Raw genomic sequence first — 25,795 nt, forward strand, 5'->3', positions numbered from 1 at the left:
TTTTAGTAAAATTAATATTCCGGTTTACTAGAGCTTAAATCATTGAAATGCAATTAACGGGATAATGCCTAAAGCGGGGCACGACGTATGACACAAAAAGAGATACACCTTTGCGGGGTGTTATGGTGTATATTGATTCCGGATCAAATTAATTTTTCAGGCATAACTTACTGTAAAATTAAAAGAGATCAATTCAACGACTCGGGGTGCCCTTCTGGTGAAGGCTGAGAAATACCCGTACCACCTGATCTGGATAATGCCAGCGTAGGGAAGTCTGACACTGCTCGTGTCCCTTCTTCGCGCGGGCAGGAGCTGAACCATGCAGCCTGACCTGCACAGCCGCGCGCTCGCGGCTCACACTTTGCACCAATTTAGAACCTTATCCCCGCTCACACACTGTATGACCAATGAGGTCGTGCAAAGCTTTACTGCCAATACGTTACTGGCGCTGGGCGCATCGCCTGCGATGGTGATCGAGCCTGAAGAAGCCAGCCAATTCGCCGCTATTGCCAGTGCATTGCTGGTTAATGTCGGCACCTTAACTCGGGAACGGGCCGCGGCGATGCGTGCCGCAGTTGAGCAGGCTCATCATGCTAAAACCCCGTGGACTCTCGATCCCGTTGCCGTAGGCGCGCTTGCGTTTCGCCGCCGCTTCTGCCTGGAATTATTGTCACTACAGCCTGCGGCTATTCGTGGCAACGCTTCGGAAATACTTGCTCTGGCCGGCATGAACGGTGGGGGACGCGGCGTGGATACAACCGATACGGCTGTCGCTGCGCTTCCGGCAGCGCAGGCGCTGGCTCGTCAGATTGGGACCATTGTCGTGGTTACCGGCGAAGTGGATTACGTCACCGATGGTCAGCGTACCGTTTGCGTAGACGGTGGTGACCCGTTGATGACTCGCGTGGTGGGCACCGGATGCGCGCTATCAGCGGTTGTTGCGGCCAGTTGCGCTTTACGTGGTGACCGACTTGATAACGTCGCCTCCGCCTGTAGCTGGATGAAACAGGCCGGGCAAATAGCCACACAACAATCAAACGGACCGGGCAGCTTTGTCCCGGCATTTCTCGACGCCCTCTATAACCTGAACGCCCAGGAGCAAGCATGAAACGGATTAACGCATTAACGATCGCCGGAACCGACCCAAGCGGTGGCGCGGGTATTCAGGCTGATTTAAAAACCTTCTCGGCGCTGGGCGCTTACGGCTGTTCCGTTATCACGGCGTTGGTGGCGCAAAATACGCGTGGGGTGCAGTCGGTGTATCGCATTGAACCTGATTTTGTCGCCGCGCAGTTGGACTCTGTGTTCAATGATGTGCGTATTGATACGACTAAAATCGGTATGTTGGCGGAGACGGACATTGTCGAAGCTGTCGCCGAACGTTTACGTCGCCATCGGGTACAAAATGTGGTACTGGACACGGTGATGTTGGCGAAAAGCGGCGATCCGTTGCTGTCGCCCTCGGCGGTAGAAACGTTGCGTACGCGTTTGCTGCCGCAGGTTTCGATTATCACCCCTAATTTACCCGAAGCTGCTGCACTGCTCGGGGCATCGCATGCGCAGACTGAGCAGGAGATGTTAGAGCAGGGAAGGGCGCTACGGGCGCTGGGCTGCGAGGCAGTGTTGATGAAGGGCGGTCATCTGGATGATGCACAAAGCCCCGACTGGCTCTTTACGCGCGATGGTGAGCAGCGTTTTACCGCACCAAGGGTGATGACCAAAAATACCCATGGCACCGGTTGTACGCTATCGGCGGCGTTGGCAGCCCTGCGTCCGCGCCATAACAACTGGGCCGATACCGTACAGGAAGCCAAACTGTGGCTTTCAGCGGCGCTGGCACAGGCCGACACGCTGGAAGTTGGCGAGGGAATTGGTCCGGTGCATCATTTCCACGCGTGGTGGTAATGGGTATACTGGCTGCAGAAACGGCGGCTAGGAAAAAGATAAATGGAACAAGCGCATACCCAGCTTATCGCACAACTGAATGAACGTATTTCAGCGGCGGATAACACGCCGCTGTATATGAAATTTGCGCAGACGGTGAAGAATGCTGTGCGCAGTGGGATCCTGGAGCACGGCAATATCCTGCCCGGCGAGCGCGACCTCAGCCAGTTGACCGGCGTTTCTCGGATTACGGTACGCAAGGCGATGCAGGCTCTGGAAGAAGAAGGTGTAGTAACACGTGCCCGCGGTTACGGAACGCAAATTAACAATATCTTCGAGTATTCGCTTAAAGAAGCGCGCGGTTTTTCTCAGCAGGTGGTGTTGCGCGGTAAAAAACCGGATACGTTGTGGGTTAACAAAAGAATTGTGCCTTGCCCGGAAGAGGTGGCGCAGCAGTTGGCTGTTGTCGCAGGGAGTGATGTCTTCCTGCTCAAACGCATTCGTTACGTTGACGAAGACGCAGTCTCTATTGAAGAGTCCTGGGTACCCGCACATCTAATTCATGACGTGGATGCCATCGGTGTTTCGCTGTATGACTATTTTCGTAGCCAGCATATTTTCCCGCAGCGCACGCGCTCACGTGTTAGCGCCAGAATGCCTGACGCAGAGTTCCAGGCGCACATTCAAATGGATAGCAAAGTGCCGGTACTGGTGATCAAGCAGGTAGCGCTTGACCAGCAGCAACGGCCTATTGAATACAGCATCAGTTACTGTCGTAGCGATCTATACGTTTTTGTGTGCGAGGAGTAGCTCCTCGCGTGACGGGGCGCAATCGCCGCCGCGATGTCCAACTACCCAGGACGCCACCGCGTTACCTAACAGCACTGAGTCGGCCAGCGTCCAGCCAGACGCCAGCCCAGCCAGCATGCCGCCAGCGTGGCTGTCACCTGCGCCGATAGTATCAACGACCGCCGTTGCAAATGCCGGTACGCAGCCGGATGTCTGTGCGCTGAAATACCATGCGCCGTCTTTATCGTGACGCACGACCACCGGTGCGGTGAAACGCTGCACCCATTCTGCGCCAAAACCTTCCACATCCTGACTTAATGCAAACCGCTCGGCAGCAATTTCCGCCTCCTGACGATTAAGTGACACCAGCGGACGACAGGCCATAATTCTTGCCAGTAAGGGCTCGGGAATGTCGCCGATGCGCGGGCCAAAATCGATAAATGGTGTCACCTCTTCCAGACCTTCCAGCCACTGCACCAGCAATTCACCGCACGGGGACGCTAGCTGATAACCCGAAAGATACACCAGGCTATGACGCGGGATATCCAGCTGTGCCAGCCAGGCGGCATTCCACTGATTCTCAACGCCGCTAAAAGACATAAAGGTACGCTCGCCATCCGGCTCCACCAGCGCCAGACACCAGCCGTTATCGCCTTCGGCATTGTCGATCCGGCTGTGCAGTCCCTCTTTTGCCATCCGGTTGCGGATAATGTCGGCCCACACTCCCTGGCCCAGTGGTAGAGCATTGCAGGCATCGATACCTAAACGCTTAAGCGTGACGGCGATATTGAGTGCGCAGCCGCCAACGTTAACACCTTGCTGCTTGAGCTCGATGTCACAGCCGCGCCAGGGGAGGGCATACGCATCGGCAATGACATCAATCACCGCCGCACCCACCACCGTTACTGGCCGCTGTGTACGTAACTGCGAGAGAAGTTGTTGCAGATGCGTGTTGCTCATAGCGCCTCCCGCTGCTCGCGCAGTCGCATTAACCCGTTGGCGTAGTGGGTAAAGTCCAGCTGATTCACCGCATCCAACTCCTGCTTCAATGCTGGGTTGATCGCGCTCACGCCGTGTAATGCACCACAAATGGCGGTTGCCATCGCCCCGATGGTGTCGGTATCGCCGCCGAGGTTAGCGCACAAAATGGCGCAGCGGTTAGGATCGGTCTGTGCCAGCTCAACCATGGCGATAGCGCAAGGAACGGACTCAATGGTGCTGGTTCCTGCCCCCACAACCTGATACAACTGCTCGCTGGCGGACTCGACGCCATCGGCGTTACGGACGATTTTCAGCGCCAGTTCAAGGCGTGCACAAAGCGATGCGCTAAAGGTGGTGATTCGTTTTTGCTGCGCATGCAGGGCAATGGCAGGTAGCGCGTCGACAATCTCTGACCATTTTCCTCCGTCGATGGCGCGCGATACCGCCCACGCGACGACAACGGCTCCCGCGATAGCCAGATCCGATTTATGCGTTGGGCTGGAGGCCAGTGCCACATCATCGATAAAGGCATCAAGATCGCGGGCGGGCAGCAGGCATCCCAGCGGGGAAACGCGCATTGCCGCGCCATTGGTCACGCCGTTGTTTTCCAGTTCGGCGACCGGTTTACCGTCACGAATAGCTTTCAACGCAATTTTCGAGGTCGGGCCGAGCACGTTTTTATTAAAAGCATCAAACTGCTCGGCCCAGGCCAGAATATTGCGACCAATAACGTCTGGCACAATTTCGCCGTCGCACTCAAGCAGGGCATCTGCCAGACACAGTGCCATGGACGTGTCATCAGTGAACTCCGCCTGGTTAAAATAGCAGGCGGCATTATTTTCCGCAGGGCCGGGCAAAAAACGGTCGATCCAACCGAAGTGTGCTTTAACCCGGGTTCTTGGCCACAGTTCCGACGGCATACCCATCGCATCCCCTAACGCCTGCCCATAAAGAGCACCGAGAATACGTTCTGCTTTCATTTTACTTCCCCTTGTTTCAACGCTACATCGCGATCGTCCACCTTAATGGCGGTGATTTCTTTGTCTGATTCGCGAAAGAAAATCATAAACATCACGGCAATGACGGCAATCATGACCGCGCCAAATCCCCACATGCCAGCCCAGTTAAAGGTGAGACCATTAACCGGTTCCTGATAAGCAAACATTTTTTCCATCATCACGCCGCCCAGACGGTAACCGAGCAGGCTGCCGAACCCCTGACAGCAGAGGGTGATAAGCCCTTGCGCTGCGGTGCGCATGTGGACCGGCGCTTTTTTATCGACATAGATGTAAGCCGTGACGTAATAGAAGTCGTAACTGACGCCGTGCAGCAGAATGCCGAGAAACAGCAGGGCGTAAGTGAAATATTCTTCCGCACCGCCGTAAACGAAAAATCCGTAGCGGATCGCCGCAGTAATAAGACCAAGCAACAATACCTTTTTAATGCCAAAGCGTTTGGTGAAAAACGGTAGCGCCAGCATAAAGAAGATTTCAGAGAACTGGCCCAGTGTCATCCAGCCGGTGGCGTTTTTCATACCGACTTCTGTCAGGTAACCGTTGGCAAAGATGTAATAGAACGCCAGTGGCATCGCAAACAGGAAAGAGCAAAAGAAGAAGACGAGGAAGTTCTTATCGCGGAGCAGGATCAGCGCATCCAGACCCAGCATAACTTTGAAATCCATTTTGCCGGTACTTTTTGGCGGCGTATCCGGTAAAAAGAAGGCAAAAACGCCTAACAATGCGGAGCTTCCGGCAGTGATAAGCAGGGGAATATTGGTCGGTGAGATGTCGTTATAGCCAAGCATTTGCGGTAAGAAACCGCAGGCCAAACCGGAGGCAATCCAGCCAATGGTGCCCATCACGCGGATGCGCGGGAAATCACGTTCAACATCCGGTACGTTGGCAAAAGCAATACTGTTGGTCAGCGCAATCGTCGGCATATAGGTCAACGAATAGGCCAGTAACAGAGGGAAGAATCCGCTAAAGGTGGTTTGCTGGGCGGCGAAGTACATCAGAATAGCGCCGACGAACATCAACACCGCCAGCACTTTTTGCGCGGAGAAAAAGCGGTCAGTGATTGAACCGACCAGAATGGGCGACAGGATCGCCGCAATGGCGGTGCAGGCGTAGGACCAGCCGATCTCTCCGGCACTAAAGCCACTTTTACTCAGCCAAAGCCACAGCGGTACAAACCAGGCGCCCCAGATAAACCACTCTACAAACATCATGAACGACAGCTTAACTGTAGTTTTCATCTTTAAATCCTTCATGACAGGTAAGGTACGCGCTGATAGTACCATTCAATAATACCTTTAAAATACCTTTGAGATTAAACTTTGACCGTCTTAACATTATTTTTTCCTGAATCGAGCCAGCAGAAGTTGCTGAAAAGTGCGCTAAAGATGGAAAAAAAGCGCAGTCGGTACCAGGCTTAATGCTGCCCGCAAAAAGGCGGGTCAGGACAATCCATATTCCGGTTTTAAACCGGAACTTACGGGAGCATAGCTATGACTGATATTGCGCAGTTGCTTGGCAAAGATGCCGACAGCCTTTTACAGCATCGTTGTATGACCATTCCTTCTGACCAACTTTACCTGCCTGGACATGATTACGTCGATCGCGTAATGGTGGATAACAATCGTCCGCCTGCCGTGCTGCGTAATATGCAGACGCTGTATAACACGGGGCGACTTGCCGGGACAGGGTATCTGTCGATCCTACCGGTGGATCAGGGGGTAGAGCATTCTGCTGGGGCTTCGTTTGCAGCTAACCCGCTGTACTTTGATCCGAAGAATATTGTGGAGTTGGCTATCGAAGCAGGGTGCAACTGCGTGGCATCGACTTACGGTGTGCTGGCTTCTGTCTCCCGCCGCTACGCGCACCGTATCCCGTTCCTCGTTAAAATTAACCACAACGAAACGCTCAGCTATCCGAATACCTTTGACCAGACGCTGTATGCCAGCGTAGAGCAGGCGTTCAATATGGGTGCGGTTGCGGTAGGGGCAACCATCTATTTCGGTTCTGAGGAATCTCGCCGCCAGATTGAAGAGATTTCTGCAGCGTTTGAGCGCGCCCATGAGTTGGGTATGGTTACCGTGCTGTGGGCGTATCTGCGTAACTCCGCGTTTAAAAAAGATGGCGTGGATTACCATGTTTCCGCCGATCTTACCGGGCAGGCTAACCATCTGGCTGCCACTATCGGAGCGGATATCGTTAAGCAGAAAATGGCGGAAAATAACGGCGGGTATAAAGCGGTTAATTTTGGCTATACCGACGATCGCGTCTATACCAAGTTGACCAGCGAGAATCCAATTGACCTGGTGCGTTACCAACTGGCGAACTGTTATATGGGGCGTGCCGGGTTAATTAACTCTGGCGGGGCGGCCGGCGGCGACACCGACCTGAGCGATGCAGTGCGTACGGCGGTTATTAACAAACGTGCGGGTGGTATGGGGCTGATTCTGGGGCGTAAAGCGTTCAAGAAAACCATGGCCGACGGCGTTAAGTTGATTAACGCCGTACAGGACGTTTATCTGGACAGCAAAGTCACTATTGCCTGATCCCTCGGATTGTCGTTGGGTTAGCGCAATAGCGGACAACCCGGTGGCAGTCTGCAACGTAGCGCAGCGGGCAGGATTTCAATATGAAACTCTTGTCCGCTGAGTGGTTCACCATCGAGATTAAAGGTAATTTCGTGTGGGGCGCGGATATCAAACCACGACGATGCGCCGTCAATAATGTTAGGGTTGTCTTCGGATTGCGTTAACGCCGAAAGCAGTCCTGGCAGTAGTTCTTCGCCGGTAAAAATGCGCAGTTGCAGCAGGCCGTCGTTGATCAGCGCCGTCGGGCAAAGCTGTTGCCCACCACCGGCCTGGCGACCGTTACCGATACCAATCACCAGCGCTTTACCCTGCCAGTGAAAATCCTCCCCACGAATGTCACAGATGTCGGGCTTGAGCGTATCCATGCGCATTAATCCGTGAATAAAATACGATACACCGCCCAGTGCGGCCTTGAGTTTTTCCGGCGTTTCGGTGGTGATGCGAGTGCCAAACCCGCCGGTCGCCATGTTGATAAAACAGGTTTTATCGTTGACCAGCACCATATCGATTGCAGTCGCATTTGCAGCGATAGCCAGCTTTAACGCCTTATCAAGGTCATCGGGTATACCAACGCTGGTGGCAAAGTCATTCGCCGTTCCCAACGGTAAAATACCCAGCGCTGGAATATTGCCACCCTGCGACTGAATCAGCGCTGTCGAAACTTCGTTGATGGTGCCGTCACCGCCGCCGGCTATCACCGTAGCAACGCCTAGCTGACGAGCTTCATCAACGTAGCGTTGGGCATCGCCTTTTTCCCAGGTCACGCGAACATGGATTTCCACGCCTTCATCGCGAAGCTTCGCAATGGCATCACGCAGGGGGAGATTATCAGCACTTTTTCCATTGAGGATCAGTAAACTGGCAGGGAACGCTATCATCCGTTTGCCTCACTTTTTTTCGTTTTAACAAGTGTATGCCAGGAAAGCGTTTATGGCGTAAGAACTGACTGAAAGCGCAGGCGAAGAGATAAAAAAGCCGCAGAGCGCGGCTTTTCAGATTGGGCAGACGTTACTGCGGGAACCACTGATCGCTGATTTTCTGGTACGTGCCGTCAGCTTTGATTGCCGCCAGCGCGCTGTTCAGTTTTTCCAGCAGGGCTTTGTTATCCGGGCGAACCGCGATGCCAAGGCCAGTACCGAAGTATTGCGGATCGGTTACTTTGTCAGTGGCTACGCCCAACTGCGGGTTGGTTTTCAGCCATTCGTTAACCACAGCGGTATCGCCAAATACGCCATCAATACGGCCATTTTTCAGGTCGATAATCGCATTCTGATAGCTATCGTAGGCCACGGTTTTCACCTCAGGATGTTTGTCCTGCAGGTATTTCTGATGGGTGGTGCCGTTTTCCATACCGATGCGCTTACCTTTCAGGTCGGCAAAGGTTTTATAGGTGTCTTTTTTCGCAATCACCAGCGCGGAGTTGGCATAGTAAGGCTGAGTAAATGCAACCTGCTTGCTACGCTCAGGTGTGATATCCATTCCGGAAATTACCGCATCATATTTCTTGAATTTCAGCGCGGGGATCAGGCTGTCGAAAGCGTGATTGGTGAAAGTACATTCTGCCTGCATTTGTTTGCACAGCGCCGTTGCCAGGTCTATGTCAAAACCGACAATTTTATTGCTCGCGTCCAGTGACTCAAATGGCGGATACGTGGCTGATACACCGAAACTAATTTTATCAGCAGCTGAGGCGCCAGCGGCGAAAGTAGCAAGTAATGCGGCCAGTACTAACTTTTTCATGGTGGAACTCCCGTCTGTCAATCTTATGATTATTACCGTGTCTGCGGCGTGGGGTAACAATGCCATTTTATGAATTTGTATGCAATAAAAATGATTAAATATTTTTTTATGGTATAAAAAAAGACGGACAATTTAGGTTGTTGTCCGTCTTTATTATTTTGCTTTATGCATATTTGCCGGATGGCGGTGCTAGCACCTTATCCGGCCTACAAAAGGTGCATGAACCGTAGGCCTGATAAGCGTAGCGCCATCAGGCATATGCTTAATTCCGGTGTTCAAACGCCAGCGCTTTACGTTCGATTAAGCGCATCATCAGCGTCAGCAAACCGTTGACGATCAGGTAAATCACACCCGCGGCACCGAAGACCATAACGTCGTACGTGCGGCCGTACAGCAGCTGGCTATAACCCATGACTTCCATCAGCGTGATAGTGTAAGCCAGTGAGGTACTTTTAAATACCAGCACCACTTCGTTGGAATACGAGGAGAGGGCGCGTTTAAAGGCGTACGGCAACAGAATCGCCAGCGTATCCTTTTTGCTCATCCCTAACGCTCCGCAGGACTGCCACTGGCCTTCCGGGATTGCACGGATAGCGCCGTAAAACAGTTGCGTAGTGTAGGCCGCACTGTTTAACGACAGCGCAATTAAGGCGCATAACCAGGGTTCAGAGAGCAGATGCCACAGTACCGGATATTCTTGCAATGCCGGAAACTGTCCTGGTCCGTAGTAGATCAGGAAGATTTGCACCAGCAGCGGTGTACCGGTAAACAGCGTGATATAAGCGCGAACCAGCCACACCAGCACCGGCGTTTTCAGCGTCAGGATGACGGTGAAGATCAGCGCCAGCACCAGAGCAACCACGATGGAGGCGACCGTCAGCGTCAGGCTGGTATGCAGCCCTTTCAACAATTCAGGTAAATACTCAAGCATCAGCCTGGTCTCCGCTCAAAACGTGTCGCGCGCAGGTCAATGCGTTTGAGAATGTACTGACTTACCAGCGTAATCACCAGATAAATAGCGGCCGCCACAATGTACCAGGTAAACGGCTCCTGGGTACGGGTGGCAATACTCTTCGTTTGCAGCATCAGATCGTTCACGCTGATAAGGCTGACCAGCGCGGTATCTTTCAGCAATACCAGCCACTGGTTACCCAGTCCCGGTAAGGCATGACGCCACATCTGCGGCATCACCAGACGAAAGAAGATCGCGGCTTTAGACAAACCCAACGCCTGACCTGATTCCCATTGTCCGAGTGGCACGGCCTTCAGCGCGCCACGCAGCGTTTGTGATGCGTAAGCGGCGTACAGTAATGACAGTGCAATGACACCGCACAGGAACGGGCTGACGTCGAAGTTTTCGATCTGCATCTGAACCGGGATTTGTACAAACCCGAGATTGATCGTAAAGCCATCGGCCAGCGTCAGCAGCAGCTGTGAGGAGCCGAAATAGATAAACAGAACCACCAGAATTTCTGGCAGACCGCGCAGGATGGTGACCAGGGCCGAGCCCGCCCATGCCACCGGGCGCCATTTTACTGACTCCCAGACGGCAAAAAACATGGCGAGCGCAAGGCCAATGATCAGCGCACAAACGGCAAGGCCGACGGTCATCCCGGCGGCGCTTGCTAAAGGAAAAAATTCATTCATCAAATATTACTTCTGGAACCATTTGTTGTAGATGGTCTCGTAAGTCCCATCTTTCTTCACTTTTTCCAGCGCAGCGTTAAATTTCTGCTGCAGCTCGGTATTGCCCTGGCGCACAGCAATGCCCAGACCGGTACCGAAGTAATCTTTATCCGTCACTTTGTCACCAACCGCGGCAAGCTTAGGATTGTCTTTCAGCCACTCGGTTACTACTGCGGTATCACCAAAGACGCCGTCAATACGACCATTTTGCAGATCGAGTTTGGCATTCTGGTAGCTGTCATACGGCACAGTGGTCACTTCCGGATGTTTATCCATGATGAATTTCTGGTGCGTGGTACCGTTTTGAACGCCGACTTTTTTACCTTTCAGCTGGTCGATGCTGGTGTATTTACCCTGCTGGCCCACAAACAGCGCAGAGTTGTCGTAGTAAGGGGTGGTGAACAGCACCTGTTTTTCACGCTCAGGCGTGATGTCCATACCGGCCATCACCGCGTCAAAACGACGGAACTTCAGGCTCGGAATCAGGCTGTCGAAGGCCTGATTGGTGAAGGTACAAGTAGCGTCAATCTCTTTACACAGCGCGTTTGCCAGATCAACGTCAAAACCTACGATCTTGTTATTCGCATCGATAGATTCAAACGGAGGATAAGACGCTTCGGTGGCGAAACGAATGGTTTGGGCTGCGGTAGCGGAAAGACTAAAACCTGCGATTAGCGCGGCAATCAGAACTTTTTTCATTGTATTGTCCCGAATCTTAGTGAGAAAGATAGTTTTTAAACGCTTCGGTTTGCGGGTTGGCAAAGCAGCTCGCATCCCCAAACTCGACGATATGACCGTTTTCCATATACACCACACGGCTGGCCGTTTTACGTGCAACTTCCACTTCGTGGGTGACGATCACTTGAGTAATGTTGGTTTCCGCCAGTTCGCGAATGATGCTGACGATTTGGGCGGTAATTTCCGGGTCAAGCGCGGCGGTCGGTTCATCAAACAGCAGCACCTGCGGCTCCATCATCAACGCGCGGGCAATGGCCACACGCTGTTGCTGGCCACCGGAAAGATGTAATGGGTAACGATCGCTGTAAGGCTTGAGGCGCAGACGTTCCAGCAGTTTCTCGGCACGCGCCATCGCTTGCTCTTTTGTCAGACCCAGTACGCGGCAGGGCGCTTCAATCAGGTTCTGCACAACCGTGAGATGCGGCCAGAGATTATATTGTTGAAAGACCATGCCTACGTTCTGACGCAGATCCCGAATGGCTTTATCTGACGGGGTCTTCGTGAAGTCGAAACGGTTGCCTGCAATAGAGAGCGTGCCCGAGCGCGGCATCTCAAGCAGGTTGAGTACGCGCAGCAGCGAGCTTTTCCCGGCTCCACTTGGGCCAAGTAACACCAGTGTTTCACCCTGAGGGCAATCCAGCGTGATATCGAACAGCGCCTGATGTGCGCCGTAGAAGCAGTTAATGCCGTTTAATTGAATACTCATTGACACTCGATACTGGCAGTCTGATAGCTATTGAAGCCGCAGATACTACCTTTGACAGAATAGTTATGCAATATTTATGCGTTAAAAGTTAAATGCAAACCGCATTCTTCTCTAAACATAGCACAAAATAGCGGGGCCACCAGTGGGCAAGAATAAATGTCGGCATTCTATGCAGAATGCCAGACAATTTATGGGGGTTATGATTTAAGCGGGTGAATGGGGCGGTTAGCGGTTTTCGACAGACTGGCGTAGCGTCCCGGCTGGCGCGTGTACGCTGCCGCCCAGATAGCGTACATCATCAACGACCCAGCACTGACCTTCACGGATCATCAGCACTTCATCACGCCAGCTTTGGTCACCCTGTTTGAGCTCTACGCGCAGTGGAATGTTGCGTGCATCACTATTCGGAATAGTCGATGCGCTGGCGACACTGGCGCTGTCTGGTAACGTAGCGCGACTGGAGAACGGATCGCTGTTAAACAGATCGCGGTGTGTATTATCGCGGCTGGCGTCGGTCAGCAGTTTAGCCAGATTGTCGCTCAGGTACGGACGGAGGGCGGTAATGTCATTGTTTCGATGCTGAATACGGTAATCATAGAATTGTTGAGCCACGCTGTCTGGCCCACCTTCTATGCATGAACCACTACGCGTGCCGTTATCTTTATAGACCGGCGTCACGGTCGTACAGGCGCTGAGAAGTAGTGCACATGGAACCAGCAGAGAGAGTTTCGAATAGCGCATAATGATTTCCTTATAAGCTTCCTACTAATTGTGTTCTACGATGAACAATTCGGTCTCACTAAAGATTGTATGATCGATTAACACATTGTTTTTGCTAAAGCAAATTCGCGGACACCCCACCTGAAGCATGTTGGTGGCGCTCGTTGCCAGCTTCAGCTTTAGTATATCAACCTGCAACGGGGCGTTGGCGGCCATTCATGCTTCTTATACTGTATAGACCATCTGAGCATTTGCATGTTCCATTTGCCGCGCTTTACGCCTGGCTAAACAAAATTCATGCCGTGTTGTTGGCTATAAGGGACTCCGGATGGCTAAAATAAGAGTTGCTTAATCTCGGTGCTCGTGCGTTAATGATCCGGTCGGTTTGAATAACAGACGATATACAAAGTAGTTTACTCAAGCAGTTCTCATTTTCAGGTGTAACCCGTTTTTCCCCTCTTTGAGTTTCTTCATTAAGCACTACGAAGTTTCTGTCATAAAAACCAAGCTTGCCGAAAGGCTCAAATTAAGGAATAAATATATGTCTACTAAAATGACTGGTTTAGTTAAATGGTTCAATCCTGAAAAAGGTTTTGGCTTCATTACGCCTGCAGATGGCAGCAAAGATGTCTTTGTCCATTTCTCAGCGATTCAAAGTAATGAGTTTAAGACGCTGAATGAAAACCAGAAAGTCGAATTCGGTGTGGAGCAGGGACCTAAAGGTCCATCCGCAATTAATGTTGTGGCGCTTTGAGGTAACTATTATTACTAATCATATTCACTTTCGCTGTCCATGTTGCCATGGTTCCCAATACAGAACATCAACCTTTGATGTTACTGAGGGAAATCCGTTCGGGGCAAAATGTATTTTTTGTAAATCAAAAATGATTACATTTGATAACGTAGCAATGTACATTCAGTCCGGCCAGGCGCCATTAGATTTTAGAAAATAATAACTTCAGGCCCCCAAGCATCTGGGGGCTTTTTTATTTTTGGCGGCATGCCAGTCAAATAAAAATAAAAAACGCACCACCTGAAACCGCTACACATCAACAAGGATAGCAGTTTTATTTGGCGGGCTTTCCTTTGAGTGTCATAGTGTATTGGTTTGATAATGCTTTTGAGATTGTGCTCTTAGCGCAAAAAGGAGATTAACCATGCAGTTTTCGACAACCCCTACGCTGGAAGGACAGAGCATCGTGGAGTACTGCGGTGTTGTTACCGGTGAAGCCATTTTAGGCGCGAATATCTTCCGCGATTTTTTTGCCGGTATTCGCGATATTGTCGGCGGTCGCTCCGGCGCGTATGAAAAAGAGCTGCGTAAAGCGCGTGAAATTGCTTTTCAGGAGCTGGGCGAACAGGCGAAAGCGCTGGGTGCTGATGCGGTGGTCGGTATCGATATCGATTACGAAACCGTAGGCAAAGACGGTAGCATGCTGATGGTGAGCGTCAGCGGTACCGCGGTGAAAACTCGCCGATGAAACGTCTGTTGTGTCTGCTGGCATTTACGCTGTTGCTGGTGGGATGTGCTGGCGAAAAAGGGATTGTCGACAAAGACGGGTATCAGTTAGATACCCGCCGTCAGGCCCAGGCTGCTTATCCGCGCATTAAAGTACTGGTTATTCATTACACGGCCGATGATTTTGACTCTTCCCTGGCTACGCTGACCGATAAAAACGTCAGTTCACACTATTTGATCCCCGCAGTGCCGCCGCTTTACCATGGTAAACCGCGTATCTGGCAACTGGTGCCGGAAAAAGATCTGGCCTGGCATGCGGGGATTAGCTTCTGGCGCGGCGCTACGCGTATTAACGATACCTCAATTGGCATTGAGCTGGAAAACCGCGGCTGGCAAAAATCAGCGGGCAGCAAGTATTTTGCGCCGTTTGAGCCCGCGCAGATTCAGGCGTTAATCCCATTGGCGAAAGATATTATCGCCCGCTACGACATAAAACCGCAAAACGTGGTGGCTCATGCAGACATTGCGCCGCAGCGTAAGGACGATCCCGGCCCGCTGTTTCCGTGGCAAGCACTGGCCGCTCAGGGCATTGGCGCATGGCCGGATGCTCAGCGTGTGGCATTTTATCTCGCCGGACGAGCGCCCCATACACCGGTAGAAACCGCGTCATTGCTCGATCTGCTGTCACGCTATGGCTATGAGGTAAAACCCGAGATGACGCCGCGTGAACAGCAGCGGGTGATTATGGCGTTCCAGATGCATTTCCGCCCGACGTTGTGGAATGGCGTGGCGGATGCGGAAACGCAGGCGATTGCCGAAGCGTTACTGGAGAAATACGGGCAGGGTTAACGCAGACACCAATGCCTGATGGCGCTTCGCTTATCAGGCCTACGGTTAATTTGGCAGGTTTTTGTGGCGCTTGTGCCGCCACCCTGCAATGGCTATCAGCCTAACGCGGCAGCTTACCGTGGTCGCGCAGCCAGGCCGCGGTACGCTCAATCCCTTCATCCAGCGTCACAACGGGCTGATAACCTAACTCTTCCTGGGCGCGGCTGGTATCCAGCGTAAAGTCAAAATTTAGCTTCGAAACGCCGTAATGCGTAAGCTTTGGCTCTTTCGCCGATTTATTGCCTAAGCGCTCCATGCTGCGGGCAATCATGTCCAGCATCGGGTAGGGCACGGAGCGGATACGGCAATCAATATTCAGCTCGTCGATAAGTTTCTGCACAATACTGCGCAGGGTGCGATGTTCACCGTTGGTTATATTGTACGCGCGACCCGACGGCAGTTTATCGCAGGCTTCCTGACTCGCCAGCCACATCGCGTGAACCGCGTTCTCGTAATAGGTCATATCCACCAGCGCACTCCCGCCGTGCGGCAACAGGATGCTGCCGTAGTGGTACATCATATGGGCGAGGCGGGGAATAAAGACTTTATCGTGAGGTCCGAACAAGCTTTGTGGGCGCAAGACAGTAAAGCGAGTCTGCGGGTTGGCCTGGGCGAGCAGCGCAATCACCTCTTCACCAGCCGCTTTGCTGCGGGCGAATTCGTTGGCGAAGCGATGGGGACGGAAGTCTTCTTTGATATCGCGATGATGGTGATAATCAAAATACAGCGACGGAGAGGAGATATGAATAAAGTTACGTACACCCCAGGCTACGGCCCACTCGCCCAGACGGCGGGTAGCACGAACGTTGGCCAGATCAAAAGCTTCCTGAGTTCCCCATGGAGAGGTGAAACTGGAGCAGTGCCACAGCGTGTCAATGCCGGCAAGCATCACTTTTGCCTGCGAAGAAACCAGCTCGGTCAAATCCGCATGCACAAATTCTGCGCCCATTTTCTCCAGCAGCTTGCCCATCGCTTCGTTGCGACCGGTGGCTCTGACGCTGACGCCTTTGCTGCATAAAAACTCAACCGCGTTTCGGCCCAAGCCGCTGGTGGCTCCGGTAACCAGTACCTTCATATCAATCCACTGTGTTTAAAAAACGTCGTGCGCATTCTTCCGTGAATTACGCCTGTATGCAATGGGAAACATGAAAGAATACAGGCTCTTTTTATCATTAGTCTGTGATTTGTTCTGCAAGTTTGGCTATACGCTTCGCCATCCCCCTGAAAATGAACAGGTGGGCGGGGATCATCAACAGCCAGTAGAAGAGGCCAGGCATACCGTGCGGATGCCACCACGCGCGTACATCAATGCGTCGGTGGTCACCTTTATCTTCCAGTGTGAAGCTCAGGCGACCCAGTCCCGGCGCTTTCATTCCAAACAGCAGCGTCAGCTGTTTCTCCGGCTCAACGATGATGACTTTCCAGCTATCAACGGTGTCGCCAACCTGCAATAGTGGGTGTTCGGGACGACCTTTTGCCAGCTTATGGCCGACCAGCAGGTCCAACGCCGCGCGCGTCTTCCATAGAATATTGCCAAAGAAATAGCCTTCTTTGCCGCCGAGTCGATTCACAACCTGCCACAGCGCTTTTGTGCTGGCAGAGGTTTCAACGCTAAAGCCAGCTTGTTTGGCGAAATAGCCATATTCTGGACGCCAGCGGGCAAACGCCTGTGCGTCGTAACCCCAATCGCTGGAGTTGACCAGCTTCTCTTCTTCCTTCAACGTGCTGCGCACCGCGTCATCAAAGGCAATCAGTTTTTGTGGGATCAGCGCACGTAATTCGGTGTCATCGGCCAGCAGGTCGTGTTTTAAGCCCTGGATCAGCGCTTTGGCCGTGGTTGGCGGCACTGACGTAATGACGTTCAAAAACCAGACCGAAATCCAGCGGGTAGGGAAGGGGATGGGGATGAGCAGGCGATGTTTACCGCTGACCGCCATAAAATGCTCGAACTGTTCCTGATAGCTCAACACCTGCGGCCCGGCGGCTTCGAGGACGCGGTGATGTGGTGTGGGATTTTCCAACAATGCCACCAGATAGTACATTAAATTCTCCAGCGCGATAGGCGTGGTACGCGAGCGTACCCAGCGTGGAGGGGTGAGAACCGGCAGGTTGTAAACCATATCGCGCATGACTTCAAAGGCAGCGGAACCCGCCCCCACGATAATGCCCGCGCGCAATTCCGTCATTGGCACGCCTGACTCGCGCAGGGTGTCTGCGGTTATCTGTCGCGCACGCAGATGATCGGATTGTTCATGCCGGGGAGCCTGCAATGAGCTCAGGAAAATAAGCTGTTTAACTGGCGTATTACGTAGCGCATCGCGCACGTTCATCGCCACCTGACGTTCGTGGGCAATAAAATCACCGCCTTCGCCCATACCATGAACCAGATAATAAACCGTATCAACACCCGTCAGCAGCGGGGTGAGGTTATCTGGCCAATTCAAATCGACCTTGTGGCAACTGACATTGGCCAGTTGCTGCTTTTCCAGCCGTTCAATGCGACGTGCCGCAGCCAACACCTGGTGCCCTTGCTGACTGAGCGCCTGTACCAAATGCTGACCAATGTAGCCACTGGCGCCAAGAACCAAAATCCGTTGCGGCACGCCCATCTCCTTATTGGGTTAAAAAAGCGCGCCAGTGGGCGACGACTTCAGCAAGTTGTTCACGTGATACGTCCAGGTGCATCACCAGGCGCACAATCGGGGAGGCGTTAATCAGCACACCTTGCGCTTTCATATACTCGCCCAGCGCGGTAGCGTGCTCTTCGCCAACGCGAACAAACAGCATGTTGGTGTCGTGGCGCATGACGTCCGCCCCTGCTTCGCGCAGCTGCTCCGCCATCCAGGCGGCGTTGTCATGATCTTCCTGCAAACGCGCCACGTTATTTTTCAGCGCATACAGCCCGGCCGCTGCCAGAATACCGGCCTGACGCATTCCGCCGCCGGTCATTTTGCGCCAGCGAATAGCGCGTTTGATGTACTCGTGGCTGCCGACCAGCAGTGAACCAACGGGGGTGCCGAGGCCTTTGGAGAGGCAAATGGTGAACGAATCACAGTATTGCGTGACATCTTTAAGTTCACAGCCGTAGGCGACGATGGCGTTAAAAATACGTGCGCCGTCGACGTGCAGGGCAAGATTACGCTCACGGGTGAATTCCCAGGCGTCTTTCAGATACTCGCGCGGCAGCACTTTGCCGTTGTGGGTATTTTCCAGGCTGAGCAAGCGGGTGCGGGCAAAATGGATATCGTCCACTTTGATTTTTGCAGCTACTTTGTCCAGAGGCAGGGAGCCATCCGGTGCGGCGTCGATAGGTTGCGGTTGAATGCTACCGAGCACCGCTGCGCCACCTGCTTCGTAGAGATAGTTATGCGCGCCCTGGCCGGCAATGTACTCTTCGCCACGCTGACAATGGCTGAGCAGCGCCACCAGGTTAGCCTGAGTACCGGTAGGTAAGAAAATAGCGGCTTCTTTACCAGAAAGCTCTGCGGCGTATTGCTGGAGGGCGTTAACGGTAGGGTCGTCTCCATACACGTCATCCCCGACCGGGGCTGCCATCATCTCTTCCAGCATGGCGCGACTCGGCCGGGTGACGGTATCACTGCGTAAATCAATCATGGTGTCTCCTTATTACACTTCATCCTTCAGGCTGCCTCGGCGTTGGCCGCACCCTTAAACCCCAGTCACATAGTATACCTATGCTCCTGGGGATTTTCGGGCTAGCCGCCTTGATGCATCATGAATGATTTTGTGTGTGATTTAATAAGGATGTTTTACCTGAGCCAGTTCGTTTTCGCCAGTTCGATCACTTCATCACCGCGTCCACTGATGATTGCACGCAGCATATACAGGCTAAAACCTTTGGCCTGTTCGAGTTTGATCTGCGGCGGGATCGCCAGCTCTTCTTTCGCCACGACCACATCGACCAGCACCGGGCCGTCAATCGACATCGCCCTTTGTAGCGCTTCATCAACCTCTGAGGATTTTTCCACGCGAATGCCTGTAATGCCGCAGGCTTCGGCAATCCGCGCGAAGTTGGTGTCGTGCAGTTCAGTGCCATCGGTCAGATAACCGCCCGCTTTCATCTCCATTGCGACAAATCCCAGTACGCTGTTGTTGAAGACAATAATCTTCACCGGCAGCTTCATCTGGACAACCGACAGAAAGTCTCCCATCAGCATGCTAAAGCCGCCGTCACCGCACATTGCCACAACCTGGCGTCCTGGTTCGGTCGCTTGTGCGCCGAGTGCCTGCGGCATGGCATTAGCCATCGACCCGTGGTTAAACGATCCGAGCAGACGACGTTTGCCGTTCATTTTCAGATAGCGTGCTGCCCACACCGTTGGCGTACCAACGTCGCAGGTAAAGATGGCATCGTCAGCGGCAAAGTGGCTGATCTGCTGCGCCAGATACTGCGGGTGAATGGCTTTATCGCTGGGTTTGGCTAAATCATCCAGCCCTTTACGCGCCTCGCGATAGTGCTCCAGCGCTTTGTCCAGGAATTGCCGCTCGGTTTTCTCTTCCACCAGAGGCAGTAGGGCACGGAGAGTGGATTTAATATCGCCTACCAGCGCCATATCCACTTTACTGTGCGCGCCAATGCTCGCCGGATTGATATCAATCTGAATAATTTTGGCGTCGGTGGGGTAGAACGGGCGATAGGGGAACTGGGTGCCAAGCAGGATCAGCGTGTCGGCATTCATCATGGTATGGAAGCCGGATGAAAAGCCAATCAGCCCGGTCATACCCACATCATAGGGGTTATCGTACTCAACATGCTCTTTACCACGCAGGGCGTGAACAATCGGCGCTTTAATTTTAGCCGCAAACTCAACCAGCTCTTTATGCGCACCGGCGCAGCCGCTGCCGCACATCAGGGCGATATTGCTGGAGTAGCGCAGCAGTTGCGCCAGTTTTCTCAGCTCTTCTTCTTGTGGAGTCACCACCGGGAGCGGCGCCTGATACCAGTGCGTGGTGGCGCTTTCAGGCGCAGGTTTTAGCGCCACGTCACCGGGTAAAACCACCACGGATACGCCACGGTTGAGTACCGCCTTACGCATGGCAATGGCGAGTACCTGCGGGATCTGTTCTGGGCTGGAAACCAGCTCGCAATAGTGGCTACATTCGCGGAACAACTCTTGCGGGTGGGTCTCCTGAAAATAACCGCTGCCTATTTCACTGGAGGGAATATGCGCGGCGATTGCCAGTACCGGGACGTGGTTACGGTGACAATCAAACAGCCCGTTGATCAGGTGCAGGTTGCCTGGCCCGCACGAGCCTGCGCAGACGGCCAGTTCGCCCGTCAACTGCGCTTCAGCGCCCGCAGCGAAGGCTGCAACCTCTTCATGACGGGTTGGCATCCAGTCAATTGTTCCCATACGATTCAGACTGTCACTCAGACCATTTAGCGAGTCACCCGTTACACCCCAAATGCGTTTTACGCCAGCCTGTTCGAGTGTTTTAGCAATAAAAGCGGCAACCGTTTGTTTCATGGTTTTCCTTCTCCTCTAATGTGATACCGGTTACAAGTTTAGATGAAGATAATAGTTATGCTTCTCATTTCCCCCTTATTTCCGGCAGGTTTCATTTAACCTGTATTAAGCGTAGTTTGTTATTGGACATGGTGAAACAAGGAATAAATTCAAATGGTTATAAAACTATTAAATTCAGTTAACCGAGTACTGACTCACGAAGATTTTGGCAAGTTATTGTTACGCTTTGCCGTCGGTGGGCTGATGCTGTTTCATGGGCTGCATAAACTCTTTGCGGGTATTGATGGCATCAGCGGTATGTTGATAGCGAAAGGTTTCCCAGGCTTTATTGCGTATGGCGTTCTGTTGGGAGAGGTCGTGGCACCGTGCCTGATTATTCTTGGCATCCTGACGCGTCCGGCGGCGTTGGGGCTGGCGTTTACGATGGTTGTGGCATGGCTGATGGTCGGGATGGGGGAAACCTGGACACTGGATAAAACCGGTGCATGGGCGATTGAAAGTCTGGTTTATTTCTTTATCGGCGCGCTGGCCGTGGCGTTTTTGGGGGCGGGGCGTTACTCCGTTGCCGGGAATTCTGCCTGGCGATAGTTACCATCTGAGAGTCAATACCGAGGCGGGAAAGCGTAACATTGCTCCGCCTCGTCGTTCAATTTGTCGCTAATCTATATGTCGTCACTGTTCCATAGTTTGTGCCGACGTCTCAGCGCTCGCTGCGTCAATGCCCTTGCCATCGCGGCGCCTATTTCAGCGCTGACCACCAGTCCCTGAATAAACGGACGATCGTGCATTAACCACGGCAGCCCGCCAAAAGCGATGCGATTGCGGGCGTTTTCCGGCGCTTGCAGCGTGTAATCTTCGCCGATATCCGGGATCTCATCGCCACAGGCCAGCAGTTGATCGCGTAGCGTTGGGAACGGGATATCTTTGCTCTGCAATGCCCGTTGTCCTCGGGCGTCAATAAACACATCAAATTCGCTGCGCTGACCGTGGTGGGAAATTACCGTTATTTCCTGTTCATTCATGCGCTCATAATCTGTGCCGAGCGCGAGGATCTCAATCAGCCAGGCTTCGTGCAGCGCCAGCAGTCGGCGAACTGACTCTGACGGGATTGCCGCATAGTTATCAATAAATACCCGCGCCAGTCCGCGCTTGAAACGTTTTTCGTCGCGGGTATCAAGATGAGGGACTATCTCCTCGATAACCTCGTGCAGGCGCAGCAAGGTATAGCGCCAGGCGACGGTATGTTGTTTCTGCTTGTTGCGCTCAACTTCTACCAGGTTACGTCTCGCCCAGTCAAAAGGGTCATGCCTGAGCCTGTCGGCGAAATAGACTTCGGGGAACGTGTCGGCGTTAAGCGTCGCAAGCGCCACCTGTTGGCACCAGCCTGGCGCTGCGTCTTGCAGTTGTTGCGCCATAAGCTGAAAGATGCGGTCCAGTAATCCGTTTTGTCCATGGGCAATGGCATCTTCAATTGCTTCTGGCGTCGCGATATTCAGCGATTCATACGGAAGGGGGCAGTAAAAATCCGCTTCAGGCAGTACCCCGCTGCGCGACATCAGGGTTAGTTTCAGGTTTTGACTGTCGGATTTAGGTGTGAATTGCAGTGAATGGTCGGTATTGGTAGTGAAGGTGCCATGCTGACTGGCCACAGCCATCGCGGCGTCGATAGCACTTAACGAGGTGCCCAGAATCCCTACCCGGCAAGCACCAATCTGCGCGTCCATCAGACCGGTCCACGGACTGGGGAAAAATTTGCGTTCCTGAGCATCCGTTTCAGGCCACAGATGACCAGTGGCGATAGCGGCGAAATCCACCTCAACGGGCTGTGACGCGTGGTTGATCCACAAAGAAACCCCATTCGGGTCTGCTCGCAGGTCGGTGACTTCGCTTGATTCATGTACGCGAATCGTGAAACCGGCTTGTTGCGCTTTCTCGACAATGGCTAAAAAACGATCGCGATAATAGTCGCCGAGGATCACGCGGGGCAAAAATTGCCGCTCATGCAAAGACGCGCGTTCAATCTGAAACTGGGCCAGATAGTCATCACTTTGATTCTGAAGCCACGTCAGATAACTGATATAGATCGGCGGGATCTCAATGCTGGCTATATTTGCCAGCATGTGGTCTGCGTTGTTGTCGCTATTGTAAGGCATGCCGACGCCCGCCTCTTCAGCTTGCTCGTAAAGCTCTATTTCCAGCGGTTCACCGCGCTCAACCAGGGCATGAAACGTATAAATCCCGGTGGGACCGACGCCGACAATGGCCACTTTTTTCATGGGGATCCTTGTAGAAAGTTCGACGTGGTAGTCAGGGATTATGTTTAATCTGCGCAGGGTAAGTGTGGTCGATAATTTGCGGGGAGAGTGAAAACATCAGAATTTTTCAACGCCTGACAGCATAAAAAAAGGCCACCCGGTACAGCCAGGCAGCCTTTTGCACATCAGATACCGGCCAATTACGCCAGCACTAAATCACCCTGCGGATGACAGGAACAAGCCAGCACATAACCTTCAGCGATTTCTGCGTCGGTCAGCGTCATGGTGCTGCTGACCGTGTAGTTACCGTCAACCACTTTGGTTTTGCAGCAGCCGCAAACACCTGCACGGCATGCGGCGACAACCGGAACCTTGTTGCTTTCCAGCGCTTCCAGCAGCGTACTGCCCACTGGCGCGTAGAACTCTTTCGCCGGCTGTAGCTTGGTAAACTTCAGGCCACTGGTGGCGGCTTCGGCAACAGGTGTGAAGAACTGCTCTTTAAAGAAGCGCGTCACACCCAGCGTTTTGACTTCTTTCTCGACCAGATCCATATATGGTGCCGGGCCACAGGTCATCACGGTACGCGAGGTCAGATCCGGTACGCTTTTCAGCAGTTCGGTCGTCAGTCGGCCGGAAACATAACCTTCTGTGGCATTGTTTTCAGCAACTAGTGTCACCGGATATTCCCGCCACTCGTCGGCAAAAATGACATCTTGCGGCGAGCGAACGTTAAAGATTACCTGTACATCCGCTTGTGGGCGGTACTTTGCCAACCAGCGACGCATTGACATGATTGGCGTAACACCACAGCCGGCGGCCAGCATCAGGAACTTGTCTTCAGCTTTATCTTCACAGGTGAACTCACCCATTGCATCCGACAGCCAGATATAGTCGCCGCGCTTCACGTCGCGGGTTAGCCACTGTGAACCTGCGCCATCGTCAATCCGGCGGATGGTCAACGTGATGTACTCGCTAACGCCCGGCGTTGAAGAAATGGTGTAAGCACGCAGCGTATCCGCTGAATTACGTACGCTGACCAGTGCATACTGCCCGGCGCGGTAAGGATAATAATCGTGGCATAGCAACGAAATTGTCCATACATCCGGCGTTTCCTGATGGATGTGGTGAACCTGCATCCGCCATGGGCACTGATGAGTTGGCATTGTCATTCTTTACTCCTTACGCGCTCAGCAGTTGCTTCATGTCTTCTTCAACGGTGGTCACGGAACGCAGACCAAATTTCTCGTTGAGAACTGCCAGCAGATCCGGTGTGAAGAAACCAGGTGCAGTCGGGCCAGTGACGATGTTTTTCACGCCCAGAGACAGCAGGGTCAGCAGAATAACAATCGCTTTCTGTTCGAACCAGGAGAGCACCAGAGACAGCGGCAGATCGTTCACGCCACAGCCCAGTTTCTCAGCCAGGGTTACCGCCAGGATGATGGCAGAGTAAGCATCGTTACACTGACCAGCATCCACCAGACGCGGCAGGCCTTCGATATCGCCGAACTCCAGTTTGTTGAAGCGGTATTTACCGCAAGCAAGGGTCAGGATCAGGCAGTCATCCGGCACGCTGGTGGCGAAGTCGGTGAAGTAGTTACGTTCACCACGTGCACCATCACAACCGCCAACCAGGAAGATGTGACGCAGTTTTTCGCGGCTCACCAGGTCGATCAGGGTATCAGCAGCGCCCAGCAGGGTCTGACGACCGAAACCTACGGTGATCAGGTGCGGGATTTCGCTGTACGGGAAGCCAGCCATCTGCTGTGCCTGAGCGATAACCGGACCGAAGTTGTCGCCTTCGAGGTGGCTCACACCCGGCCAACCGACGATGCTACGGGTCCAGATACGGTCGTCGTACGCGCCAACGGTCGGGTCGATGATGCAGTTAGAGGTCATGACGATCGGACCTGGGAAGCGGGCAAACTCTACCTGCTGGTTCTGCCAGCCGCTGCCGTAGTTGCCGATCAGGTGCTTGAACTTACGCAGTTCCGGGTAGCCGTGCGCCGGCAGCATTTCACCGTGGGTATAAACGTTAACACCGGTACCTTCGGTCTGCTCCAGCAGGTTGTACAGATCTTTCAGGTCGTGACCGGAGATCAGGATGCACTTACCTTCGGTTGCTTTTACGTTGACCTGAGTCGGGGTCGGGTGGCCGTATTTGGTGGTTTCACCGGCGTCCAGAATGCTCATCACTTTGAAGTTCATCTGGCCGATTTCCATTGAACACTCCAGCAGAGCGTTCATATCGGCAGGCCAGGTACCCAGCCATGCCATGATTTTGTGGTACTGAGCGTAGATTTCGTTGTCGTACTGACCGAGAACGTGCGCGTGCTCCATGTAAGCTGCCGCACCTTTCAGGCCGTACAGACACAGCAGACGCAGGCCGAGAATGTTCTCGCCAATGGCTGCTTTGTCTTTGTTCGGGGTAAATTCAGCGGCCTGACGTTGCAGGTCGCCCAGATCGTCGCTGACCAGTTGCAGATCGGCCATCGGGTTGGTGACCGTTGCGTTCGCGTCGATGTTCAGGCATTGCGCTTTCAGGGCGTCGCGCATGGCGATAGCTTCACGGGCATAGCCAACAATACGCGGGGAATCGAAGTTAACGTTAGTCAGCGTGGAGAAGAACGCACGCGGCGCAAAGTTATCAACCTCATGGTCGATGATGCCGTATTCACGTGCTTTAACAGCCCATGCAGACAGACCTTGTAGGGAAGCAATCAGCAGATCCTGCAAATCGGAGGTCTCAGCCGTTTTACCGCACATACCCTGCGCGTAAGAGCAGCCGTTTCCTGCCGGAGTACGGATGGTTTGTTCACATTGCACACAAAACATGGTCACACCTTTTAAAGTTATATTTAA

The 25,795-nt window shown here is 53.1% G+C and carries 26 protein-coding genes and 1 riboswitch; of the genes, 9 read left to right on the forward strand and 17 right to left on the reverse strand.

The features are described from left to right. The first annotated feature begins 192 nt into the window (after positions 1-192). Positions 193-288, forward strand: a riboswitch (TPP riboswitch). A 31-nt stretch (positions 289-319) separates the two neighbouring features. The 3 genes from thiM to SK38_RS02120 are packed head-to-tail and all read left to right on the forward strand — an operon-like array spanning position 320 to position 2,694. Beyond that, on the forward strand, positions 320-1,108 hold the full coding sequence (gene thiM, locus SK38_RS02110; protein ID WP_048234944.1) for a hydroxyethylthiazole kinase: 789 nt from the start codon (positions 320-322) through the stop codon (positions 1,106-1,108). Next, positions 1,105-1,905 carry a bifunctional hydroxymethylpyrimidine kinase/phosphomethylpyrimidine kinase gene (gene thiD, locus SK38_RS02115; protein ID WP_048234945.1) on the forward strand — a complete coding sequence of 267 codons (801 nt, stop codon included), beginning with the start codon at positions 1,105-1,107 and terminating at the stop codon, positions 1,903-1,905. The genes thiM and thiD overlap by 4 nt, the downstream gene beginning before the upstream one ends. A gap of 42 nt (positions 1,906-1,947) precedes the next feature. Then, positions 1,948-2,694, forward strand: a complete 747-nt coding sequence (locus SK38_RS02120; RefSeq protein ID WP_008785236.1) for a GntR family transcriptional regulator — start codon at positions 1,948-1,950, stop codon at positions 2,692-2,694. On the opposite strand, the gene SK38_RS02125 is transcribed toward SK38_RS02120, so the two are convergent. The 3 genes from SK38_RS02125 to SK38_RS02135 are packed head-to-tail and all read right to left on the reverse strand — an operon-like array spanning position 2,668 to position 5,908. Further along, on the reverse strand, positions 2,668-3,633 hold the full coding sequence (locus SK38_RS02125; RefSeq protein ID WP_008785235.1) for a PfkB family carbohydrate kinase: 966 nt from the start codon (positions 3,631-3,633) through the stop codon (positions 2,668-2,670). The genes SK38_RS02120 and SK38_RS02125 overlap by 27 nt on opposite strands. After that, positions 3,630-4,634, reverse strand: a complete 1,005-nt coding sequence (locus SK38_RS02130; RefSeq protein ID WP_048234946.1) for an ADP-ribosylglycohydrolase family protein — start codon at positions 4,632-4,634, stop codon at positions 3,630-3,632. Before SK38_RS02130 ends, SK38_RS02125 begins: the two co-directional genes overlap by 4 nt. Continuing rightward, positions 4,631-5,908, reverse strand: coding sequence for a nucleoside permease (locus tag SK38_RS02135; protein WP_008785233.1), 1,278 nt, complete (start codon positions 5,906-5,908; stop codon positions 4,631-4,633). Before SK38_RS02135 ends, SK38_RS02130 begins: the two co-directional genes overlap by 4 nt. Before the next feature lie 252 nt (positions 5,909-6,160). On the opposite strand from SK38_RS02135, the gene fbaB reads away from it, so the two are divergent. Beyond that, entirely contained in the window at positions 6,161-7,213 is a 1,053-nt protein-coding gene (gene fbaB, locus SK38_RS02140) for a class I fructose-bisphosphate aldolase (protein WP_003834421.1), read from the forward strand. A 20-nt stretch (positions 7,214-7,233) separates the two neighbouring features. Here the strand turns inward: fbaB and yegS are convergent, their stop codons facing one another. From yegS to SK38_RS02175, 7 genes are all read right to left on the reverse strand, one after another. Continuing rightward, on the reverse strand, positions 7,234-8,133 hold the full coding sequence (yegS, locus tag SK38_RS02145) for a lipid kinase YegS (protein WP_048234948.1): 900 nt from the start codon (positions 8,131-8,133) through the stop codon (positions 7,234-7,236). Between the two features lie 130 nt (positions 8,134-8,263). Beyond that, positions 8,264-8,995 carry an arginine ABC transporter substrate-binding protein ArtJ gene (gene artJ / locus SK38_RS02150; RefSeq protein ID WP_003027308.1) on the reverse strand — a complete coding sequence of 244 codons (732 nt, stop codon included), beginning with the start codon at positions 8,993-8,995 and terminating at the stop codon, positions 8,264-8,266. Between the two features lie 262 nt (positions 8,996-9,257). Beyond that, positions 9,258-9,926, reverse strand: coding sequence for an arginine ABC transporter permease ArtM (gene artM, locus SK38_RS02155; RefSeq protein ID WP_003840185.1), 669 nt, complete (start codon positions 9,924-9,926; stop codon positions 9,258-9,260). After that, positions 9,926-10,642 carry an arginine ABC transporter permease ArtQ gene (gene artQ, locus SK38_RS02160; RefSeq protein ID WP_003027301.1) on the reverse strand — a complete coding sequence of 239 codons (717 nt, stop codon included), beginning with the start codon at positions 10,640-10,642 and terminating at the stop codon, positions 9,926-9,928. Before artQ ends, artM begins: the two co-directional genes overlap by 1 nt. Before the next feature lie 6 nt (positions 10,643-10,648). Beyond that, a complete protein-coding gene (artI, locus tag SK38_RS02165) occupies positions 10,649-11,380 on the reverse strand; it encodes an arginine ABC transporter substrate-binding protein ArtI (RefSeq protein WP_003027298.1) in 732 nt (243 codons plus the stop codon). Positions 11,381-11,396: 16 nt separating this feature from the next. Beyond that, positions 11,397-12,125 (reverse strand): arginine ABC transporter ATP-binding protein ArtP, encoded by a 729-nt coding sequence (artP, locus tag SK38_RS02170; protein WP_003027295.1) that lies wholly within the window; start codon positions 12,123-12,125, stop codon positions 11,397-11,399. Positions 12,126-12,350: 225 nt separating this feature from the next. Further along, complete coding sequence (locus SK38_RS02175; RefSeq protein WP_048234949.1) at positions 12,351-12,866, reverse strand: lipoprotein; 516 nt, start codon at positions 12,864-12,866, stop codon at positions 12,351-12,353. A gap of 520 nt (positions 12,867-13,386) precedes the next feature. Between SK38_RS02175 and cspG the strand changes: the two genes are divergently transcribed. From cspG to SK38_RS02190, 4 genes are all read left to right on the forward strand, one after another. Further along, positions 13,387-13,599 carry a cold shock protein CspG gene (gene cspG / locus SK38_RS02180; protein WP_020996661.1) on the forward strand — a complete coding sequence of 71 codons (213 nt, stop codon included), beginning with the start codon at positions 13,387-13,389 and terminating at the stop codon, positions 13,597-13,599. 10 nt (positions 13,600-13,609) lie between these two features. Continuing rightward, entirely contained in the window at positions 13,610-13,798 is a 189-nt protein-coding gene (gene ymcF / locus SK38_RS23510) for a cold shock small protein YmcF (protein WP_071692589.1), read from the forward strand. 204 nt (positions 13,799-14,002) lie between these two features. Next, complete coding sequence (locus SK38_RS02185; protein WP_001160725.1) at positions 14,003-14,326, forward strand: heavy metal-binding domain-containing protein; 324 nt, start codon at positions 14,003-14,005, stop codon at positions 14,324-14,326. After that, positions 14,323-15,153 (forward strand): N-acetylmuramoyl-L-alanine amidase, encoded by an 831-nt coding sequence (locus SK38_RS02190; RefSeq protein ID WP_032943958.1) that lies wholly within the window; start codon positions 14,323-14,325, stop codon positions 15,151-15,153. The genes SK38_RS02185 and SK38_RS02190 overlap by 4 nt, the downstream gene beginning before the upstream one ends. Positions 15,154-15,253: 100 nt before the next feature. Here SK38_RS02190 and SK38_RS02195 read toward each other — a convergent pair whose 3' ends face one another. The 4 genes from SK38_RS02195 to poxB form a co-directional block, all read right to left on the reverse strand. Further along, positions 15,254-16,267 carry an NAD-dependent epimerase/dehydratase family protein gene (locus SK38_RS02195; protein WP_003834312.1) on the reverse strand — a complete coding sequence of 338 codons (1,014 nt, stop codon included), beginning with the start codon at positions 16,265-16,267 and terminating at the stop codon, positions 15,254-15,256. A 97-nt stretch (positions 16,268-16,364) separates the two neighbouring features. Next, positions 16,365-17,795 (reverse strand): SDR family oxidoreductase, encoded by a 1,431-nt coding sequence (locus SK38_RS02200; protein ID WP_048216410.1) that lies wholly within the window; start codon positions 17,793-17,795, stop codon positions 16,365-16,367. A 10-nt stretch (positions 17,796-17,805) separates the two neighbouring features. Continuing rightward, positions 17,806-18,807 (reverse strand): low-specificity L-threonine aldolase, encoded by a 1,002-nt coding sequence (ltaE, locus tag SK38_RS02205; RefSeq protein ID WP_048234951.1) that lies wholly within the window; start codon positions 18,805-18,807, stop codon positions 17,806-17,808. A gap of 155 nt (positions 18,808-18,962) precedes the next feature. Further along, complete coding sequence (gene poxB, locus SK38_RS02210) at positions 18,963-20,681, reverse strand: ubiquinone-dependent pyruvate dehydrogenase (protein WP_048224523.1); 1,719 nt, start codon at positions 20,679-20,681, stop codon at positions 18,963-18,965. A 153-nt stretch (positions 20,682-20,834) separates the two neighbouring features. Between poxB and SK38_RS02215 the strand changes: the two genes are divergently transcribed. Continuing rightward, a complete protein-coding gene (locus SK38_RS02215) occupies positions 20,835-21,269 on the forward strand; it encodes a DoxX family protein (RefSeq protein WP_003834302.1) in 435 nt (144 codons plus the stop codon). A 74-nt stretch (positions 21,270-21,343) separates the two neighbouring features. Here the strand turns inward: SK38_RS02215 and SK38_RS02220 are convergent, their stop codons facing one another. The 3 genes from SK38_RS02220 to hcp all read right to left on the reverse strand — a co-directional run bounded on the left by SK38_RS02220 (position 21,344) and on the right by hcp (position 25,768). After that, the gene (locus SK38_RS02220; protein ID WP_048234952.1) at positions 21,344-22,957 is read right to left on the reverse strand and encodes an FAD-NAD(P)-binding protein; all 1,614 of its coding nucleotides are present in this window, start codon (positions 22,955-22,957) and stop codon (positions 21,344-21,346) included. A 179-nt stretch (positions 22,958-23,136) separates the two neighbouring features. Further along, positions 23,137-24,105: an NADH oxidoreductase gene (hcr, locus tag SK38_RS02225; RefSeq protein WP_048234954.1), complete on the reverse strand. Its 969-nt coding sequence runs from the start codon at positions 24,103-24,105 to the stop codon at positions 23,137-23,139. A gap of 10 nt (positions 24,106-24,115) precedes the next feature. Continuing rightward, positions 24,116-25,768, reverse strand: a complete 1,653-nt coding sequence (gene hcp / locus SK38_RS02230; RefSeq protein WP_048234955.1) for a hydroxylamine reductase — start codon at positions 25,766-25,768, stop codon at positions 24,116-24,118. Positions 25,769-25,795: the final 27 nt, after the last annotated feature.

This window comes from Citrobacter sp. MGH110 (genome assembly GCF_001037515.1).
GTDB classification, from domain to species: domain Bacteria; phylum Pseudomonadota; class Gammaproteobacteria; order Enterobacterales; family Enterobacteriaceae; genus Citrobacter; species Citrobacter portucalensis.